At 51.9% G+C, this 20,365-nt stretch carries 17 protein-coding genes; 12 read left to right on the top strand and 5 right to left on the bottom strand.

Features of this window, described 5'->3' with window-relative positions:
• Positions 1–15 precede the first annotated feature (15 nt).
• The 3 genes from AB1L42_RS21070 to AB1L42_RS21060 form a co-directional block, all read right to left on the bottom strand.
• Positions 16–1,116 (bottom strand): prenyltransferase/squalene oxidase repeat-containing protein, encoded by a 1,101-nt coding sequence (locus tag AB1L42_RS21070; RefSeq protein WP_367061061.1) that lies wholly within the window; start codon positions 1,114–1,116, stop codon positions 16–18.
• Positions 1,117–1,136: 20 nt separating this feature from the next.
• On the bottom strand, positions 1,137–2,486 hold the full coding sequence (locus AB1L42_RS21065) for a sigma-54 dependent transcriptional regulator (protein WP_367061058.1): 1,350 nt from the start codon (positions 2,484–2,486) through the stop codon (positions 1,137–1,139).
• Positions 2,487–2,654: 168 nt separating this feature from the next.
• On the bottom strand, positions 2,655–4,703 hold the full coding sequence (locus AB1L42_RS21060) for an ABC transporter ATP-binding protein (protein ID WP_367061055.1): 2,049 nt from the start codon (positions 4,701–4,703) through the stop codon (positions 2,655–2,657).
• A gap of 362 nt (positions 4,704–5,065) precedes the next feature.
• Here AB1L42_RS21060 and AB1L42_RS21055 point away from each other — a divergent pair, with 362 nt between their 5' ends.
• From AB1L42_RS21055 to AB1L42_RS21040, 4 genes are all read left to right on the top strand, one after another.
• Positions 5,066–5,494, top strand: a complete 429-nt coding sequence (locus AB1L42_RS21055) for a hypothetical protein (RefSeq protein ID WP_367061052.1) — start codon at positions 5,066–5,068, stop codon at positions 5,492–5,494.
• 731 nt (positions 5,495–6,225) lie between these two features.
• Positions 6,226–7,002, top strand: coding sequence for a FliA/WhiG family RNA polymerase sigma factor (locus tag AB1L42_RS21050; protein WP_367061049.1), 777 nt, complete (start codon positions 6,226–6,228; stop codon positions 7,000–7,002).
• Positions 7,003–7,326: 324 nt separating this feature from the next.
• Entirely contained in the window at positions 7,327–9,870 is a 2,544-nt protein-coding gene (locus tag AB1L42_RS21045) for a cytochrome oxidase (protein ID WP_367061046.1), read from the top strand.
• Positions 9,870–11,444, top strand: coding sequence for a hypothetical protein (locus AB1L42_RS21040; protein WP_367061043.1), 1,575 nt, complete (start codon positions 9,870–9,872; stop codon positions 11,442–11,444). Before AB1L42_RS21045 ends, AB1L42_RS21040 begins: the two co-directional genes overlap by 1 nt.
• A gap of 40 nt (positions 11,445–11,484) precedes the next feature.
• Here the strand turns inward: AB1L42_RS21040 and AB1L42_RS21035 are convergent, their stop codons facing one another.
• Positions 11,485–12,294, bottom strand: coding sequence for an alpha/beta fold hydrolase (locus AB1L42_RS21035; protein ID WP_367061040.1), 810 nt, complete (start codon positions 12,292–12,294; stop codon positions 11,485–11,487).
• A gap of 169 nt (positions 12,295–12,463) precedes the next feature.
• Between AB1L42_RS21035 and AB1L42_RS21030 the strand changes: the two genes are divergently transcribed.
• Complete coding sequence (locus tag AB1L42_RS21030; protein ID WP_367061037.1) at positions 12,464–13,216, top strand: protein phosphatase 2C domain-containing protein; 753 nt, start codon at positions 12,464–12,466, stop codon at positions 13,214–13,216.
• Positions 13,217–13,242: 26 nt separating this feature from the next.
• A complete protein-coding gene (locus AB1L42_RS21025) occupies positions 13,243–13,899 on the top strand; it encodes a Maf family protein (protein ID WP_367061034.1) in 657 nt (218 codons plus the stop codon).
• Positions 13,900–13,959: 60 nt separating this feature from the next.
• On the opposite strand, the gene AB1L42_RS21020 is transcribed toward AB1L42_RS21025, so the two are convergent.
• A complete protein-coding gene (locus AB1L42_RS21020) occupies positions 13,960–15,117 on the bottom strand; it encodes a serine hydrolase domain-containing protein (RefSeq protein ID WP_367061031.1) in 1,158 nt (385 codons plus the stop codon).
• 120 nt (positions 15,118–15,237) lie between these two features.
• On the opposite strand from AB1L42_RS21020, the gene gcvT reads away from it, so the two are divergent.
• The 6 genes from gcvT (at position 15,238) to AB1L42_RS20990 (ending at position 20,275) form a co-directional block, all read left to right on the top strand.
• Positions 15,238–16,323 carry a glycine cleavage system aminomethyltransferase GcvT gene (gene gcvT / locus AB1L42_RS21015; protein ID WP_367061028.1) on the top strand — a complete coding sequence of 362 codons (1,086 nt, stop codon included), beginning with the start codon at positions 15,238–15,240 and terminating at the stop codon, positions 16,321–16,323.
• Positions 16,324–16,477: 154 nt separating this feature from the next.
• Positions 16,478–17,191: a pyridoxine 5'-phosphate synthase gene (locus AB1L42_RS21010; protein ID WP_367061025.1), complete on the top strand. Its 714-nt coding sequence runs from the start codon at positions 16,478–16,480 to the stop codon at positions 17,189–17,191.
• 363 nt (positions 17,192–17,554) lie between these two features.
• Positions 17,555–18,337 (top strand): SDR family oxidoreductase, encoded by a 783-nt coding sequence (locus AB1L42_RS21005; protein ID WP_367061015.1) that lies wholly within the window; start codon positions 17,555–17,557, stop codon positions 18,335–18,337.
• Between the two features lie 118 nt (positions 18,338–18,455).
• On the top strand, positions 18,456–18,959 hold the full coding sequence (locus tag AB1L42_RS21000) for a hypothetical protein (RefSeq protein ID WP_367061012.1): 504 nt from the start codon (positions 18,456–18,458) through the stop codon (positions 18,957–18,959).
• Positions 18,960–19,320: 361 nt separating this feature from the next.
• Complete coding sequence (raiA, locus tag AB1L42_RS20995; RefSeq protein WP_367061009.1) at positions 19,321–19,680, top strand: ribosome-associated translation inhibitor RaiA; 360 nt, start codon at positions 19,321–19,323, stop codon at positions 19,678–19,680.
• A 124-nt stretch (positions 19,681–19,804) separates the two neighbouring features.
• Positions 19,805–20,275 carry a PTS sugar transporter subunit IIA gene (locus AB1L42_RS20990; protein ID WP_367061006.1) on the top strand — a complete coding sequence of 157 codons (471 nt, stop codon included), beginning with the start codon at positions 19,805–19,807 and terminating at the stop codon, positions 20,273–20,275.
• Positions 20,276–20,365: the final 90 nt, after the last annotated feature.

Genomic DNA, 20,365 nt, shown 5'->3' with positions numbered 1-20,365 from the left:
CTAACTGAGATGAAGTTAGTTCGAGATACGCTGAGGCTTGACCCGCTGTGGAGCTTCGGCATATTTGTCGCCTTCGCCAAGCGATGAACTCAACCCGATCACAGCCCAGGCTGTCCCCCAATAGGTTGCTGTGTCGGTGATTTGATGCTGGTGCTTGCCCTTGGTGCTGTGGACATCCCACGATCCTGACTCGGTCTGCGTCTCGATTAAGAATTGTTGAGCACGAGAAATGGCAGGACCAATTTCTTTCACTTCTGCTTGACTGAGAGCATAGAGCGCCATACCGGTTGCGAGAGCGTCGCTGGGATCACTGGTCTTCCATCCCCATCCGCCGTCGTCCTGTTGAAACTGAAGCAACAGTTGACGGGCTTCGGTGACATCGATTGTTGGGGGACCGTCGAGTCTTCCGAGTTCTTTAGCCAGCAATAAGCGAGTGACCCACCATTCGGTGCTGGTTCCTTTTGGTGTGAGAAGTTGCGAAAGGAACGGGTCAGACAAATCGAGAGAGTCGGTGTTTCCGTTTCTGAGCAACGCGATTAGCGTCCACATTGTCGTGACCTGTGTGGTCTCGTCTTTCGGTCGCTTCTGAAACGGAAGTTGGCCGCAAGCATTCCAGGACCCGTCGGGCAACCGGTTGTCAAACAGATGCTGAGTAAACGATTGTTGCCACGCAGGCGGTTCACTCTCAGTTTGCTCGCCGAGAATGAACAAGAGTTGGGCCATCGTGTCGATGTTCGCAGCAGCCCCTTCTGCTTCGGTTCGATCTGCCTTGTTCTTCGGATTGATGAAGTGATCGATCTGTGTTGCCCAGTCTTTCCAATGATCGAGCCTGGATTGATCGACATCACCGCCACGCTTCGCTGCTTCATCAAGGCTCCACAACATGAATGGAACTTGATGACACGAAACGCAGCCGCGTTTTTCAATCCATCCTTCGCCTTCCTGAATCAGGAATGGAACGCTTTTTGAGATCGCCTGTTGAATCTTCTCTCGATGATCTTCAGGTGGAATTTCTCCAACTGTCGATCCAGCAAGGCACGGCAAGACGAGCAGGGAGACAAGAACCGGGACAGCTACGAACTGTCGGACGAACATCTTTGGCTCTCCGAAAATCATTGTCGTCTCCTCGTTCTTCTTTAACCAAGCTCGATGCTGAGCTCTTCAATCTTTCGATACAGGCTCGAAAGGCCGAGCTTAAGCCGTTTCGCAGCTTCGCGTTTGTCCGGCCATTGCCGTAAGACGCGAGTAATGTGCAGGCGTTCGTAATGCCGAAGTGCACTTCGCAGGTCGTCTGTGTCCGGAAGCGGTTGCCCCATTCCGAGAAGATCCGGAGGTAAATCGTGTGGTTCAATCGTCGTTCCGTCGCACATGATGACCGCACGTTCGATGGCATTGTCAAGCTGGCGAACGTTCCCCTTCCATTGGGCAGCCATGAGAAGTCGAATCGTTTCACTGGTTGCGCTGACGGCGCGTTTTCGCAATGCTTTGGAGTGCTTTGCGATGAAGTGATCGACCAGTTCCGGGATATCGTCGAGTCGCTCGCGAAGTGGCGGAATCCGAATCTTGACTCCGTCGAGTCGGTAAAAGAGATCTTCCTGAAAGTTCTCTTCGCCGACGAGTCGCAACAGGTCTTCGCTGGTTGAGGTGATGATTCGACAGTTGACTTGATATGTCTCCGAACCTCCGCTCGGCATGCTTTCTTCGTACTCGATCGCTCGGAGCAACTTTAGTTGTGTCCCCATTGGGAGTCGGGCGACTTCATCGAGAAACACTGTCCCGCTGGCCGAAATTCGTAGAATCCCGGGTTGAGAAGCACCTGGGGCATCAGAACCGAAGATCTCTGCTTCGAGAAGTTCGACCGGTCGTGCTCCGCAATTGACGGCCAGGAATTTTTCATCCTTCATTGGGCCGGCAGAGTGAATGGCTCTTGCGAACAGTTCTTTGCCTGTGCCGGATTCACCAACGAGAAGAACATTCGAGTTCGTTACCGAGATCTTGGCGATCGAATCTTGAAGTGCCTTGAGCGGTTCGCTTGAACCAACGATCTGATCAAATCGATGAGGCTGTTCGAGTTCGCGTCGAAGCTTCTGATTTTCCAGATAAAGATCGCGATACTCAAATACTCTTTTCAACTTGTGAGACAGGTCATCAAAGATGACCGGCTTCGTCAGGTAGTCGAAAGCACCACCCTTGAATGCGTCGACGGCCGACTCAACGGTTCCGTAAGCGGTGATGATCAACACGAACAGCGACGGATTGAGTTTGTGCATCTGCCGCATCAGCTTGATGCCATCGCCGTCCGGAAGCTGAATGTCACAGATCGCGACCTGATAATCTTGCTCGCGGGCTTTGTTCAGTCCTTCCGTGACCGAAGCAGCTTGCGTGACGTCGAATCCCTCTGCCTCGAGGAATTCAGCGAGTGTATTTCTAATGATGTCCTCATCTTCGACAATGAGGATGTGTCTCTGCGCAGCGGACTGGGTCACAGTAAGGTCTTTCCTACCGAGGCTGGAAACGTGTCTGCAGTGAAGAATCACTCCAGAGTCGCACACCTAAGTTTAGAATTTGGCGAGTAAAAGACCAGAGAAGGACCGCCGGAAGTAGCGAGAAAACCGTTGATCGAAGATTTCAAACAGTCGCACTCACTCAACGTTTCATGCGACTTTGCCAATCACACGGGCAGGAGAGTTGTAGAGCCGTTTGTAGACGAGACACGTTTCCAGAAGCTGTTCGTGCGTTCCTGACGCGATAACATGGCCTCGTTCCATGACGACGATTCGCGTCACGAATTTCAAGAGGCTGTTTGAGATCGTGTGAGAAATCAGGAACGTTGTTCGGCCTTTGACAAATGAATTTAACGTCTCGTGAATCAGTGATTCGCTTTCCGCATCTGCTGCAGAAGTGGCTTCGTCAAGGATCAGAATCGCCGGATCTTTGAGGATTGCTCGCGCGAGCGCGATGCGTTGACGCTGCCCGCCGGAAAGTTCTTTGCCTTTGTCTCCAATGACGGTTTCGAATCCTTGAGGCAGGGCCTGAATGATTTCGAGAACGTGTGCCCGGCGTGCTGCGTTTTCAACTTGCGTTCGTGTCGCGTTGGGGCTGCCGTAACGAATGTTTTCGAAGATGCTGTCGTCGAACAGCATGGTCTCCTGGGTCACGAATCCGATTTGATCTCGCAGATCGGAAAGCGACATCTCAGTGAGTGGCGTGTCATCGATCAGAACTTGCCCGTTCTCCGGATCGTAGAATCGCGGCAGCAGGTTCACGAGCGTCGACTTTCCGCACCCGTTTTGACCGACAATGGCAATGACTTCACCGAACTTCACATCGAGATCAACGTGTTCGAGTGCCAACCCTCGCTGGGCTTTCGCGTCTTTCGATTCGTATCGGAACGAGACGTCTTCGAAACGGATTGATTCGCAGTGCCGTTGAGTCGGACTCGGCGTAGCAGGATCGACAATTTGGCTTTCGCGGTCGATGACCATGAGGATGCGATCGAGAGCGGCGGCGCTCTTCTTCAGCTTCGAAAATCCAGATGACATCTTGCGACACGGATCGAGCATCCCGACGAGGACGAAATATAAGGTGGCTAACTCCGCGGAACTCATCACATCAGACGAGAGTCGGATTCCATAGATGTGCTCTTTACCTCGTAGAACGAGATAGGCTCCGGGAAAGACAGCCACAAACATGGCGGCGAGTCCGAGGAGTTCGAGCATTGGTTTCGCGGCAGCATCGATGCGAACGACCTTCATCGCTTTGTTGAAGTACTTCTCATATTGCTGGCTGAACTGCTGTTCGTGACGTGACTGATTATTGAAGGCGATGATGGCTTTCAGGCCGGAGAAGGACTCTTCGAGGACTTTGTAGATCTGCGACATGCTCTCCATCATTCGACGACTCGCTTTCTTGAGCAGGTCTCCAAACTTGTAGAGGAACAATCCAAGCAGCGGGAAGAAGAAGATTGAGAGAAGCGTCAATCGCCAGTTGATGTAAAGTGCCAGGAACATGCACGAAAGGCACTTCAATGGTTCCCGAATCAGCCGGCCGCCGAGGAGGACGATCCCTTGCGACAGCTGTTCGCCATCGTAAGTGAATCGCGACATCAACCCACTTGTTCCCTGATGAGACAAGAACTGATAGTCCATCTTCAAGACTTTGCTCAGCAAGTCTTTTCGAATCGCCATCACAGTTCGTTCAGCAATTCGGCCGACCAGAACTTCCTGCAGGAAGACGAGAAAACCTTTGAAGGCCGTTGCAGCCAGGACAATCGCCAGCAGCCAGAACAGTGTCTGAAATTCGTTCTGCGGGACAAACGGCATGACCACCGCTTGAAGCCGCTGCATTTGAAAATGATCGCTTCGCGCTTCGGCGAGGTCTTCGTTGGCCTCTGCTCGAGATTTCAAAGCGTTGACATATTCAGGAGCAGTCGGAGGAACATTCGTTCGCTCGAGTTCTTGAACGGTCTTATCGTGTCGAGCGACTGCCGTCTCCGCAGTGCGAACGTCTTGGTCGGCGTGATCGATCTGCTCAGCAACGTAGTCGTGCAAATTTTTTCGCTCGAGCAGGACCTTGATAACTGGGAAAGCAAAGGAAAGATTTGCTCCCCAGAGAATTGCTACCACGACGCCCAGCATGATTGAGACAAGGAGCTGTCGGCGAAATGGCCAGACGTATTTGAAAAGGCGTTGAAAACTGTCCACGCGATAATCCGTTTCGTACTGTTTCGAGTCCGTTCGAAGAGTCCGATTGGATTAGACCGGATGCGAGCAAGTGTGTCTATACGAATCGCCGTGTTCCATTTCTTCGGCACCGTGTGTAAGTGGCTTTCTTGATGAGGTTTAGAGTGAGTCGACTGGCGAACGGGAACTCTTTGCGGATTCTTCTCAAATCAGCAAACTTCAATCTCAAAAGACGAGAAAATAGGTGGTTCGGGAAGACTAAACCTAGTGGCAGGTGATTTCTTGAATGGTCCAGCGTATGCTTGATTGGAAGAACTGCCGTCACGTTCGTTGGACGGAGCGGCTTAATTGAGACATCAGGAAACTGAAGGGGAGGAGAGACAATGAGGTTCGCTCAATCTGTTGTTGGAGTGTTTGCGTTGATGGGCGTGGCTGCCTGTTTCGGGTTTGAGAATCAGGTTTCCGCCCAGGAATACCAGGTTCTTTATCCGCCTGTTCCAGTTTATTCCGCGGCGGCACCCGTTTATGTGGCTCCCGCTCCCGTTGCTTATGTCCCGTATGCTTACCCGGCTCCAGTGATTGTGAATCGTCCTGTCGTTCCAGTCGCGCCTGTCACATATGTCGCGCCGGCTCCGGCACCAGTTGTCGTTCCGGCTCCAGTCGGAGTGACGCAAACCGTGCGATATGCACCTCATCGTTCTGTGGTGCGGACTCGAACATATGCTCCACTCTGGCCATTCCCTGTGAGTGCCAGCCGCACAGTCGTTCGCCAGACGCCTTACGGTGTCGCTTACCGAACCTGGGGATACTAAGAAGGTAGAACGTGGGCTCAATACAGTGTCGGTCAGTTGAATGGATGTCTCATTGACCGACACTTTCACGTTCACCGTCGGCTCGGCTGCACGACCAAAATGCGTGCGAGGTGATTTCTCGATGAAGCTATCGAGTCACTTCGCGTTCAGTTTCGACGCTTGTCGTCGAGGAAGGGCTTTGTCTGTTGACGGGTCGCTTCGGAACCGGAGTGCTGTTCTGATCTTCATACGGGGCGACAGGCCGGACTTCCAAATTCTCGCAACAATAGAATTTTGTCCCGATTTCTGATTTTTGATCGCTGGTCAATCTCTTTCAGCGAAATCTGCCACAGGGGCTGAGGGACGATCTGTCGGGCTGAGCAAGTCGGCAACATCTGCGCACTGCTCTGGTCGACGAAACCTTTTCGCGTGGTGTCGCTTGCCCTTATTCAGCGAATTGAATTATCACCCGCTTCGCGTCAGCAACATCTTTCACTTTCCCCCCGGTTGCTGATGTTCCCCCCGATTTTCATTTCACTTTTGCGTCTCGATAAAAATCTTTTGGTTGCAGGATGTTTCTGAAAGATTCGTGTCGATCGTGTCACATGTAACAATTGCCTCAATCAATCTCCCCGGTTTGCCGATAATTTGATTAAGCGTTCTCATGTTTTCACTTCCACGACGGTGTAGGAGTGAAGGTTGGCGTTCGCGATTTCGGATGCGGTGATCGACATGAGGTCACGGAGGAGTGTATGACCACGAAGGTCAAAGACGACATTCAGGCCGTATGGACTGAATACAAGAAAGATCAGATGAATCAGGTGCTTAGAAATAAGCTCATGGTTCACTATTTCCCCCTTGTGCGATTCAACGCTGACCGCGTTTGGGCCAAGTTGCCTGATGGGGTGGACCTGAACGATTTGATTTCCGCCGGTGTGTTCGGATTGATGGATGCTATCGAAGCATTCGATCTAGAACGCGGTGTGAAGTTCGAAACGTACTGCGTTCCCCGTATTCGTGGTGCGATGTTGGACGAACTGCGGACGATGGACTGGGTTCCCCGTCTCGTTCGAAGCAAGGCCAGCAAACTCGAGGCTGCCCGCAAAACGCTGGAAGCCCGCCATGGTCGACCACCAACAGACGTCGAACTCGCTGCGGAAATGGAATTGTCGATTGATGAATTCGACAAGCTCAAGACCGAAGCGAATGCCGTCAATCTCGTGAGCCTCAATAAGAAGTGGTACGAGACAGACAGCTACAAAGACGTCAGCGAAGTCGACGTGATCGAAGATTCGAAGGGTGAAGATCCGACGCTCGGGATTCAAAAGCGTGACGTGATGAAACTCGTCACCAAAGGTTTGAATCGCAACGAGCGATTGATCATCATTCTTTACTACTACGAAGAGCTGACGATGAAAGACATCGGCCAGACTCTCGGGCTCTCTGAGAGTCGCGTCAGTCAGATGCATTCAAGCATCGTGACTCGCCTCAAAGATCAGTTGCGGCGTCGCCGCCCTGAATTCGCTTAAGCTGCTGATACCAGACATCCCATCAACTTTTGAGCCACCGCAAGGTGGCTTTTTTTGTTGGTGTCGCTGCAACTTCATTGATCATCGGCCTGGATTGATAAGACTGTCTGGAGACTTGATCCGAGTTCTGCCACAATGCGTCGACGTTTTTGGATGGATCAATATCTCGCTCGCAATTTCGAGAGCTTCGGTCCCATTTGAACATTCTCAATTTGAATGTTGTTGAGAACTGATCGAGGCGTTTCACCGCACCGCAAGAGTTAACAGCCAGCGAGCGATCTTGAGACGAGCAACTGGTGAATGCGCAGAGAGTGGAATGGCGGAATGAATCGAGTCGGGACGATTGCACAACTCCTCATCGTTGGGCTTTGCATTCTGTGGAGTGCGGTCAACTTATCAGCGGCAGAGAGTGTCGAGCCATTTGTGGCTGGCTTTGATCGCTTTGCGAAATCGAGTCGACTTCCAGAATCCACAGCTGGGAAACTGCTCCTCACTGAGTTGAGTTGTACCGCTTGCCATCTCAGCTTTGAAAACGACACCGCTCCCAAGCGTGGCCCCGATTTGAAAGCAGTCGGAAGTCGTGTGCAAGCTGAATGGATGAAGCGTTTTCTATCGGCACCTCACGACGTCAAACCTGGCACGACCATGCCGGATGTCTTGCATGGATTGCAGCCTGACGAGAAGGCGAACGTCGTTGATCCAATCGTCGCGTTCCTGCAAACTCAAACTGAAGCCTTCGCCAAGCTCAAAGCGACGGGAAGAAATCCGGTTCCTCATGAATTCTGGAGTAAAGGTCGATCGGATGTCGGCCAGAAACTCTTTCATACGATTGGTTGTGTGGCGTGCCATGAACCAGACCCGGAGTACTCCGAGGGACAGAACGTCTCAGCTCAGGATCAGTCCCTCTTAAAGCTGATCGAAGGGCTCACACCAGAAGAGATCGAAGAACTCGGCCTGAGTCATCTCGCAGAGACTGTAAACTCTGTCCCTTTCGGAAAACTCGACGAAAAGTATTCCCACCAGTCTCTGGCTTACTTTCTGATGGACACACTGAAAGTGCGACCATCGGGTCGCATGCCGTCATTCGATCTGACACCGATCGAAGCTTCCCACGTTGTTGCGTTCCTGATGGGCGATCAGCCGCGAGAGACTCGGGCGATGACTCTCCCAACGGTCGGAACCATCGAGCTGGATGATGAGGCTCTGCAAGTTCAAATCAAACAGGGCCGTGAATACTTCACTCAGTTTGGATGTGCCAATTGTCATGATGTTGCCGAGTCATTTGAGCCAAGACTTGGACCAGCATTGACCGCACTCGATTTCAGTGCAGAAGAGAGCTGTTTGAAGTCTCCAACGTCCAAGGAAGTGTTCTTCCCGCTGAGCGATCAACAAGTTGCTGCGGTGCGCAATGAATTGCAGACGTTGATTGGTGACCAAAAAGAACAAGTCAATTCATTTCCAGAAGCTGCCTGGACGATGCTTCAACTCAATTGTTTTGCTTGCCACCAAAGAAACGGCTTGGGCGGAGTCGGTCCCGGTCGACGCGGGTTCTTCGAGACGGTCGGAAATGTGGACATTGGGGATGAAGGAAAACTTCCGCCGCCACTGACTCACACGGGGGCGAAGCTCAAGTCAAAATGGATTGAAAGCGTCCTGAAGGGCGAGAGTTCGATCCGTCCGTATCTCACTATCCAAATGCCAAGATTTCCTTCGCAAACTTGTGCAGCGCTGCCCAAAGCATTCCATTCAGAAGACAAGATTGCTCTCGCAGAAAACAGTGGGCAGCCAGCGACAGATCAGTCAGGATTCACCGAAAAGCAACTGCAATCGGCGGGGCGCGAATTGTTCAACACGGGGTGCGTCCAGTGTCATCCGCTTCAGTCGGAGAGCTTACCGAGTGTCGTTGGTGTTGATCTGGGGAGCGTCACGGACCGTGTGCATCAAGACTGGTTCGATCAGTTTCTACTCAATCCGATTGCGCTCAAAGAGCGAACTCGAATGCCGTCGTTTTTCCCGAACGGAGTGAGTTCGAATCAAGAGATTCTAAACGGAGATGTCGAAAATCAAATCGCTGCGCTTTGGGCGTATCTGGGCAATGTCGATCAGGCAGGTTTTCCAGAGAAAATCGTCGTCGCCAGGCAGCAGGACTTCGAACTCTTCCCCAAGGACCGTCCGGTGATTCTGCGGACGTTCATGGAGAGTGCCGGGACGCACGCCATTGCTGTCGGATTTCCTGAGAACGTGCATGTGGCATTCGATGCTGAGAAGGTTGGCCTCTCTGAAATTTGGAGAGGTCGATTTCTGGATGCCCATGGAACGTGGTTCGATCGGTTTACTCCTCCTGCAGTCCCCCTCGGTCAGGATCGTCTCGGCCTGTCTGATGTCATTGAGGCTGTCTTCGTTCGAAAGGGATCAGGTCGGAACGGTGACCGGTTTGAGTTCGAGTTCGAACAGAGATTCCTTGGATATCGACTCGACGAGAACGGAGTACCGACGTTTCGTTCCGAATTGGGGGACATCATTGTTGAACAGAGATTCGAGCCGACGGAACGAAATGGATTGAAACAACTCATCCACTTGAAGTCGCGAAACGGGGCCCCGATTTTCGAAGAGTTCGGAATGGTTCTGGGACCCCAAATGATACCGACACTCGATGATCCTCGTCTGTTCTCAGACAGGAAGGGGATGACGGTCTTCGTTAGGAGCGAGGCGGTCATGCGTGTTGTCACGATGAATGGTCCTGATCGTGAAACGGTCGAGGACGATTCATTGAACGATCAAGCGGAGGACGAGAAGTCAGCAGGGCGAAGTGTTCTCACTTCGCCAATCGGCAACCAACTTTCTCTTGAAGTGGAGTATCACTGGTAATGTTTCTGTGGAGAGTGCTGCTGATCGTCATTGTCTTCGCTAGCTTCTTCGGTAAGCCAGGCGTTGCCGAGGATATTGATGACTACTATCCGATCGTCTCGATCTTTACACCAGAGTCGCGGACAGCTTCCCGGTCCGAGAACTGGAAGCCAGCCCCCGATGGTTTGGCTCTGGAAGTGAGTGGGATGGCGCAGCTGCCCGATGGTCGACTCGCTGTCGCGATCCGAAAGGGGGAAATCTGGATTTTGGACGGCGTCAACGACGTGCCTCCTGACAATGTCACCTACCAGAAGTTCGCCAGTGGTCTGCATGAACCGTTGGGTTTGCTGTGGCATAATGACAGTTTCTACACCGTTCAACGCAGTGAGTTGACCCGAATTCGCGATCGCGACGGAGACGGCATTGCCGACGACTACGAGACCGTTGTGACGGGCTGGGGATTGACCGGGCACTACCACGAATACGCCTACGGACCGGAACTCGACGGGCAGGGAAATCTCTGGTTGACGCTGAATATTGGTCTTGGTCTCAAAGGTGACCAACTCAAGAAAACGATTCAGGATCCCACGCTGGGGTATCGACAGGCACGATGGCGCGGCTGGGGAATGCAGGTTGATCTCGAAAATCGCAAGTTGATTCCCGTCTGTGCCGGGATGCGTTCACCGAGTGGAATCGGAAGCAACGCCGAGGGTGACATGTTCTATACCGACCAGCAGGGAAACTGGGTTGCGACGAACTCGTTGCATCACATGCGGGAAGGGGCGTTCTTTCATCACGCTGAAGCCTTGGCATCAATGAGCGAGCCCGGTTCTCCGATTCACGGAATTAAATCGGTCCCGAATGGAATTCCATTTCCGAGAGCAATCAAGAATTTGCCTCAGATGGTGCCTCCTGCCGTTTGGTTTCCATACAAGAAAGTCGGACAGTCAGTCACAGACATTGTTCTCGATGCCAGCGACGGAAAGTTTGGACCGTTCAGCGGTCAACTGTTCGTCGGAGAGTTCACGCTCGCCAGCATCCATCGTGTCTTTCTCGAAAAAGTCGATGGAGAATATCAGGGAGCCTGTTTTCCGTTTCGAGATCGAATGGCCTCTGCTGTCTTGCGTTTGGAACAAGCTCAAGATGGGAGCCTCTTCGCAGGACTGAGCAATCGCGGATGGAGCAGCTTGGGGACTTCCTCTTACGGGTTACAACGCGTCATGTGGACGGGACGAGTGCCGTTTGAGATTCAGGAGATGTCCGCCCTCAATGACGGTTTTCGATTAACGTTTACTCAAGAAGTTGACCCAGCAACAGCGGGTGATGTGAGTTCGTATGAGATGAACAGCTTCACGTATCTGTATCAATCATCGTACGGCAGTGAAGAGATTCAAAACGAGCAACTTACGATCACCTCAGCAGAAGTCTCGGATGACCGCCTGTCTGTGAAGCTGACCGTCGAGGGAATGCGAGAACTTTTCGTGCATGAACTCAATGCTCGAGGGATTCGCTCTGCCGATGGAAAACCTCTCCTGCATCCAGATGCCTACTATACTCTCAATCGAATTCCAAAGGTCATCGCTCGCGAGAACTAGAGCTGCGCATGAGTTCACTCATTCGTTTCTAATTCTCTGACTAGCTGGTCGGGTTTGTTTTCAAAAACTCTCGAATAGCGTTGGTAACAGTCTCTGGTTGTTCGAGCGGAGCCATGTGTCCTGCATCGGGGACTGCACAAAACGCGGCATTCGGAATCGATTGGCTGATTGTTTCCATTTCATCTTTGGTTGTGATGCTGTCTTCTTCGCCAACGATGATGAGTGTGGGCAATTCGATTCCAGCCAGGGTGGAAGTCATATCCGAGCGTTGAGCCATTCCTCGAAGCGCAGCTGCGATTGCTTGCGGGGAAGAGTTGAGGATGACTTGTTTCGTCTCTTCGACAATCCCGGATTTGTTGGAGAGTGACGATTTCGAGAAAAGCTTTTCCATCATCCCCTCAGCGAGAAAAGCAGGGCCTTCGTTGAGAACTCGATCAGCATTCTCGAAGCGCGTCTGTCGAGCCTCGGCGGAATCGGCGGCTGCTTTCGTGTCGCAAAGGACTAGACGTTCAATGAGTTCCGGATGGTTTTGCAGGAACTCCCATGCGATGTATCCCCCCATCGAAAGACCACACAGAGTCACCTTGGAGACGCCATCTGTCGCTCTAATGATGGCAGCGAGATCGTCAGCGAATTGCCGCATCGTCGTCTGATCGTCATCGCTTTCTGACGTTCCGAATCCTCTTAGGTCAGGTGCGATGACTCGAAATTGATCAGAGAGAGCCTCGATCTGGTGTTTCCACATCGAGTGATCAAGGGGGAAGCCGTGGACAAAGAGGATGGCCGGTCCAGTTCCTTGATCGAGGATGTTGACGAGTCGACCATCTATGCGTTTGAGTGAGGGCACCATTGCGTGAACTCCAGTCATCTTGTGAAAACAGGTGACGACCTGAATAGAAATCCGGGTCCGGCATTGAACTGACTCCGACGATCTGGAAAATACTGTTGCGTTGTGGTTTCCACCTCGACGGTTACAATTGAAAGTTTGGGCAACACAGCGACATTTTCAAGGTGAGTCCATGACAGATTCCTCCGAGCTCACTTGGGGCTCGGTTTCGATCACAGGAAATTTTCGTGAGAATAATGAAGATCGACTCTTCATTCATTCCGACGGGCGCTATTTCCTGATCGCTGACGGTATGGGTGGCCAAAGTGCAGGGGAGAAAGCCAGTGAACTGGCTGTTGAGTTGATTTCGAAACGACTCGACCAGACCTTCGACTGGGACGCCACAACGACTGATGAAGTAGTCGTTGAACGGATTGATCAGGCGATTGAATATGCAAACTCCGAGATTATGGCACTCGGGGAGATCGAACCGAAGTTTCGAAGTATGGGGACGACGATTACCTTCATCGTCCGTGCCAATCAATCGTTTTACATTGGAGGTGTGGGAGACAGCCGCACCTATCAGCTCCGCAATGATGAATTCCGTCAATTGACTGAAGATCATTCGCTGACTCAAGCACTCGTGAAAGCCGGGACAATCAGTCCGGCAGATGCTGAGACGCACCGCTACAAGAACGTGCTTTACCGGTATCTCGGATCAAAAGATGGGGCCAAAGGAAGTGATGCTGTGCGTATCGCTCCTCAGTCTGGTGATCAGTATCTACTCTGTACCGACGGTGTCTCTGACGGGGTCAGCGACGAACAAATGCAAGAGATTCTCGTGACCAATGACGATCCTCAAGCTGCCGCAGATGCACTCGTGAAAGCAGCTCAGGATGGGGGATCGAAAGACAATATCACCTGCATCGTGTTATACGTGCAGTAATAGAAACGATCGGCTGCGTAGCTCGCATGAGTCAACTTATTCTGGGTTCACAGTCTCCTCAGCGACGCATGCTCTTGCAGCAGATCGTTCCGCCCGATTTGATCGCGATTCGTCCTCCGCTCGACAGCGAAGAAGAAGGATTCGAAGGAATCAACAACCGGGATGAGATTCTCAATCAGCTTTCCCGAATCGCGTTAACGAAGTGCGATGACGTTGCCCAGCAGGTTCAGTTGGAGCAAAGTCTCGGAGTGATTACGGCGGACACCATTGTCCTCGCCAAATCTGCAGACGCGAGCTATGCGGTTCTCGGAAAACCTCGGGGAGAGAGTTGGAGAGAGACCGTTCGAACGTGGTTTCTGGATTACTACTCGGGGAACACTCATGAAGTGATCACTGCGGTTTGCATTCTGACTCCGGATGGACGCCGAACCACCGGAACGGTTTCGAGTCGCGTGACGTTTCATCCCGTCGATCAGCAACTCCTCGACTGGTATCTCTCAACCGACGAACCACTGGGAAAAGCGGGCGGATACGGAATTCAGGCATCGGGCAGTCTGTTTGTTCAATCGATCGAAGGCAGCCTGACGAACGTGATCGGTTTGCCCCTTGAGTGGGTGTGGGAGACGCTAAGTAAGCGCGGTGTCATAAACGCAGCGCAGTCTGCTTCGAGTTCTGAGAAGTGAACACGACGGTCTTAGGTTCATCGTTCTGAGACTCTTCGTTTGTCTCGCACGCCCCTGCTTCTACGCAGTTTCATCGAAGGCAGCGACGATCTGATTGGAAAGGTTCACGAGTGGAGAAACTGAGCGTGAAGCTGGCTGCGTGGAGAGGATGACGACTGCTGTCTGTGTACTTGGATCGATCCACATAAGTGTCCCGGTCGCTCCCCAGTGACCGAAGACATGTTCATCGAAGAGGTCGGTGAACGTTCCGCGATGGTCTGTCCAATTCATCCGCCATCCGTATCCCCAGCCTCGGCAGCGAATCATCGACTCCGGAATGTTTGGGAAGTCTTTCAAGCGATTGGTCGTTGCGAGTCGAACCGTTTCTGGCTGCAGCAACTGAGTTCCATCAGGTGATTTTCCGCCTGCCAGGACCCAGCGACAGAATCGACTGACATCTTCGACGGGAGCAACAACTCCTCCCCACGGGGCGCCAAGAGTTTTCCAGTAGTCGCTGTTCCAGTTCCAGTGGTCTTCTCCGATTTGGTCATCCGGAACACGAACTTCCGCGACCGGCTTTTTCAGTTCTACCGATTCAGGAATTCCCAGCCACGAATTATCCATCCCGAGAGGTTGGAAGAGCTCTGTTCTCATGAATTCGCTGAGTGGTCTTCCGGTGATGTTTTCCACAACTGGAGCCAGCAGTGCGAATCCCATGCTCTGGTATTGAGCATTTGTTGCGGTCGGGAATGCGAGATCTGATTTTCCCGTGGCGACCACGAAATCGAGAATGGACGAATTAGAGGAACGCAGCTCTCGATTGTTGGGAAGCATGTCGAGCAAACCCGAGGTGTGAGTGAGCACATTCTTGATGGTGATGCCTCGTTTGCCTGCCCCTCGGAATTCCGGAACGATATCGCTGACTCTGTGGTTCAGCGTCAACTCGCCACGTTCGACGAGCATCAAAATCGCCATCGCCACCATCGGTTTGGAGAGGGATGCGATCAGAAAAGGTGTTTCGTCGCTGATGGGTGTGTCGCTGTTGGCGAGAAAGGTCTGTCCGAACGATTCGACGCGTGTTGCGAAATCGCCACACTGGACCTGAAATGAGAGCCCGGGAACGTGCTTTTCGTCAATGAGCGCTTGTGCGGAATGCAGAACCTTCGACCAGCGATCTTTGTTGAGTCCGACATCAGAATCGGAACCGATTTGGAGAAGTGGCGTGTTGGTGAAGTTCATTTGATAGAATTCTCTATAATCATTGGATAATCAATCGCGAAGTCTGCAAGATGCTCGTCAATCGATGAGCGTGCTGAGTTGCGTGAGTGTGTTACGAGTCGACTGAATCAGGAAAAAATCATGTTACAGACAGCTTTGTCAAACTGGCATCAGGAATCAGGAGCGCGAATGGTCGACTTCGCGGGGTGGTCGATGCCCATTCAGTACTCGTCAATTGTTGAAGAGCATGATTCGGTTCGTCAAAGCTGTGGTCTCTTTGATATCGCACACATGGGACGAATCTGGGTGCGGGGTGAAGGGGCTGTCGCATTTCTGGATCATGTGGCGACCAACCATGTCGCACAGACCAAGCCGGGACAAGTTCGGTATTCGCTCGTCTGTAATGAGTCTGGCGGAATTCTCGACGACGTCCTGATCTACAATCTCGAAACAGAGTTTCTCGTTGTGGTGAACGCTTCCAATCGAGAGAAAATTCTCGCTTGGTTTGAGGTACATCGATCTGGCTTTGACGTGGAAATTGATGACAGAACTCAAGAGACGTTCATGTTAGCGATTCAGGGGCCACAGTCGCAGGCGATTTTGAGCACTCTGACGGATGTTGATCTGTCTGCGATGAAGTACTACACCGTCCAGCGAGGTCGCGTTGACGGTGTTGAAGCCCTCGTCAGCCGCACGGGATACACTGGCGAAGATGGATTTGAAGTCATTGTCGAAAATGCCGAGGCAGTGAAAGTGTGGACGGCTTGCGCCGCGGCCGGTGAGCAGTCGGGCCTTAAACCGTGTGGACTCGGGTGTCGCGATACCTTACGACTCGAAGCAGCCATGCCGCTTTACGGGCACGAAATGGATGAGACCGTCGATCCAATAACGGCAGGCTTGTCTTTCGGGGTCAAACTCAAGAAGAGTTCTTTTCTCGGTCACGAAGCGATTCGTCAAAAAGCAAACGAATCAGAATCACTTCCCAAGCGAATTGGCGTGATGTTGTCTGGCCGGCGGATTGCTCGCGAGGGGGCGACATTGCACGTCGAGGCAGAGCAGGTCGGAAAAGTCACCTCCGGGACGTTCTCTCCGACGCTTCAGAAGTCACTTGCGATGGGGTACATCGATCCAAAATACGCCACTCCTGGTACAGCGGTTGAGGTCGATATTCGAGGGAAACGCGAACCCGGAGAGGTCACGGCGCTTCCATTCTATAAACGATCATGAACAGAGGGCGTGAAGTCCTCCTGACATTGATCTTTGCCGACCCGCGACTCTGAAACCCGGCGTGTTGTTTTAAATCGATCGTCAATCCTGCTTGATTGGCGGGAGCAAAGTCCGTCGACAAGTCCACCTTGAAACAATTTACAGGAGAGTGATTGTGGCTGAGCTTGGAGTCAACATTGACCATATTGCAACGATCCGTCAGGCACGCCGAACATATGAACCCGATCCCGTCTGGGGAGCGGTGATCTCTGAACTGGCCGGTGCAGATACGATTACCGTCCACCTGCGCGAGGATCGGCGACACATTCAGGATCGTGATGTCTTCACGCTGAAGGAGACGGTTCAAGTCAAACTGAATCTCGAAATGGCGGCAGAAGAAGAAATCACAGACATTGCTCTAAAAGTTATGCCAGATCAGTGCACTTTGGTTCCGGAGAAACGTGAAGAAGTCACCACTGAAGGGGGACTTGATGTCGTGACTCATCGAGACCGGGTCAAACGTTGTGTCGATCGACTTCAATCTGCCGGAATTGAAGTCAGTTTGTTCATCGATCCGGACGAAAAGCAGATCGAAGCTTCACGAGAACTCGGAGCGGAAGCTGTCGAATTGCATACTGGACGGTATGCAGATGCTGTTGACCAGAAGAGCCGAAAAGCGGAACTCGATCAGCTCTATCGGGCTGGGGAAGTTGCCCTAAATTCCGGACTGTTGCTGCACATGGGACACGGACTGACATACCGCAATGTTGTGCCTGTCGCTCGAATTCCGGGCGTCGGTGAGTTGAACATCGGTCACAGCATCATCGCCCGGGCTGTCTTTGTGGGACTCGAAAAAGCAGTTCGTGAGATGAAAGAATTGATCGCGTAGCTTGTCGCGATCAAGGTTTCAAGAGCGATGGAAGAGTCGAGCGGGCTTTTTGCAATGATTGGAGTTTAAATCTCTTCAGACGGCAATGAACACTCAGCGAGTTGCGATTTCTTGGTGAAGCAAGTTTCCAGTCGTTCTGACCATCGGTCCTCACGGTACGGAAAACACTGCAATTCGAAATTCCGCAGCATTTGGGGTGAGGGAATGACTTTGCTATCTTAGGACGTGTCTCGAAACTGTTTTCTGGATCGCCAGTTATTCACGACGGCGGTCGGCTTCAGCACTTCGTGGACATTGATAAAGTTCAGTAAATCACTTCTTCCTTCTCAATTCAGCTATCAAAAGTCTATCAGAAAGCGATCCATGGATTTGAGTCATCAAAAGATCCTCGTTACCGGTGCATCTCAAGGGATCGGACGAGGATGCGCTCTCGAATTGGCTCGCGCAGGGGCGGATGTCGCGGTCAACTATCGGTCCAGTTCTGATGCTGCCGAGAGTCTGGCAGATGAAATTCGCGGAATGGGACGCGAGTGCCTGGTCTTACAGGGAGACGTTGCCGAGCAGAGTGCGATCGAAAATCTGATCGAGGAAGTCGTCAAAGAGTGGGGCGAACTCAACGGTTTTGTTTCAAACGCCGCCTACAGTGACCGAGAACTGATGGTCGATGCAGATATGGAAGGTTTCCGCCGCACGATCGATGTCTCAATGTGGGGAGCTTTCTTCGGTGTACGTGCTTCCGCTCAGCAGATGATTCGACAAGGGAACGGAGGAGCAATTCTCGTGATCAGTTCCCCGCACGCGACAATCCCGATTCCGACAGCCATGGCCTACAACATGGCCAAAGCAGCCATCGACCAAATGGGACGAACGGCGGCCATCGAACTCGCACAGCATCGAATTCGCGTGAACATTGTGCATCCGGGCTGGATCGACACACCGGGAGAACGAAAATTCTTCTCTGAAGAACAACTCGAAAGTGGCGCCAAGAACATTCCGTGGGGGCGACTGGGCCAACCTGAAGAAATTGGAAAGCTTGCCGCGTTTATGATGAGCAGCGAGAGCGATTACATGACCGGCAGCACCGTCGTCATGGATGGGGGAATCAGTTTGCCATGGTGGTCAAATCGAGCCGAGGGGAAACAGTAATCTTTCATTGCCGCCAACTCGTTTGAATTGTGGATAGTCAATCGAATTGATTGAATGCATCCACATTCGGCGTGTTCGTAGCTGCTTTTCAGTGATTCATTCATTCTTGGAGAGGTCGATGGGTAGGTACTCTGCAGGCTTTCTGGCTCTGGGGTTGATGGTCGCCATTCACGGATGCGGATCTGATGATGGCTATCGCGAACTCGGAGATGTGGACGACGTCGTCAATACCGATCCGGTCCATGATCACCATCATGCTGAAGGCCCGCATGGTGGTCACATTCTGGAGTTCGGCGACTATCACGGAGAGATCGTGTACTCTGACGGTTTAGTCTCGGTCTATATTCTCGGTGATGATGCAGAGACCGCTGTTCCGTTAGAAGCGGCCACGTCAACTCTCATGCTGGGAGAAGGAGATGACGTAACCGTCATTGAACTGGCTGCGAATCCGCTCGAAGGTGAAGCAGAGGGGACGACGTCTCGATTCACATCTGCTGAGGGAGCGTTGCCTGAATCGGTCGACGACATCGAGGAAATCACCGGTCAGGTTGAAGTCAAAGCTGGTGACAAATCGATGACTGCAAAAGTGACACACGATCATGACCATGATCACGCTCACTGAGTGACTGCGGGCTGATCAAAGGTCGTCAGCAATGTTCTGATGCTTCCTGAGCAGCGGAATCAATTCCCGAGCTGTCTTGGAGTTGTCTTTCAAGATTCGTACGCAATACTTCAATTCAATGAATCTTGATCACTCAACTACGTGATTCTGAGTCGAGTGGGAATGAATTCAATGTTTGGGCAGTCGCTTATCAACGGATCAATGCATGTCGTTGAGTCACAACTTGCCCCAGCGAATTCGAGAAGTGAATTGACGCACGTCCACGTTGAACTAAAATCGCGTTTTGAGTCTTGACCATTTGTCGTGTCATTTGAGCACATTTGTTTGAAACCGTCTGCTGTTTGTTGAAAGAGGTTGCCCGGTGCAAGTCGCGATTACGTGTCGTCATGGTGAAATTAGCGAGGATTTTCGCGACTACATCACTCGCAAGGCGGAGAAGTTACTCCACTACTTCGAACGCGTGACAGCGATTCAAGTGACACTGGATTACGAAGGTGATCGAGTTCGCGTCGAAATGCTGGTTGATGCCGAACACAAACACGACTTCGTAACTCATCACGAAACAAGTGCTGACGAAGTGGGGCCATGTTTTGACCAGGTTCTGGCAAAGATGGAACAACAGATTCGAAAATACAAAGGGAAGCTGACAGATCATCGGCGAGACAAGCCACTGAACGAAGTTGTCTCGGATCAAGTTGTCGGTAGCGATGACGACGAGTAATCGTCATCAGGATTTTGTCGTTGAAACGACGCGCTAGATGTTCATGTTGTTTGGGAAGACGGTCTAATTCGAGTCGTCGCCGCAGCAACTCATTTTGAGATTTATTGACCAGGAACCGCGACACATGAAACTCAACGAGTTTGTCGTTCCAGATGCGATCCTTCCAGAGCTCAAAGCCGAGTCGAAGGAATCTGCAATTCGGCAGATGGTGGCTAGCCTCAAAGCAGCCGGCAAGATTCGGGAAGTTGATGAAGAAGCGATCGTTGCGGCGATTCTCAAGCGAGAAGAACTCGGTTCGACCGGTATCGGCCGCGGAGTTGCCGTCCCACATACGAAGCACCCTTCCGTCGAATCCATCATCGCCACAGTGGCTCTGTGTCACGATGGATTAGATTTTGAAAGCCTCGACGGAGAAGCAGTTTACATTCTGTTCCTGCTGATTTCTCCCCCCGACCGACCAGGTGACCATCTTCGCGGGTTGGAAACAATCACTCGATACTTGAAGAAAGACGACTTTTGTAGTTTCCTCAAGCAATCGACAACGCAGAAGCAAGTCGTCGATCTGTTGCAGGAAGCTGACGAAAACCTCGTGTAAAAATTCCGATTTCTAAACTCTTGTGAGAGATTCGCGGTAAGGGAATGGCATTCGAGGAATCCTGGTCAAAGTGAGGTTTCGTGCCGTCAC

Origin of the sequence: Thalassoglobus sp. JC818 (assembly GCF_040717535.1) — a bacterium.
GTDB lineage: Bacteria > Planctomycetota > Planctomycetia > Planctomycetales > Planctomycetaceae > Thalassoglobus.
This window is presented reverse-complemented; position numbering and strand designations above follow the sequence as displayed.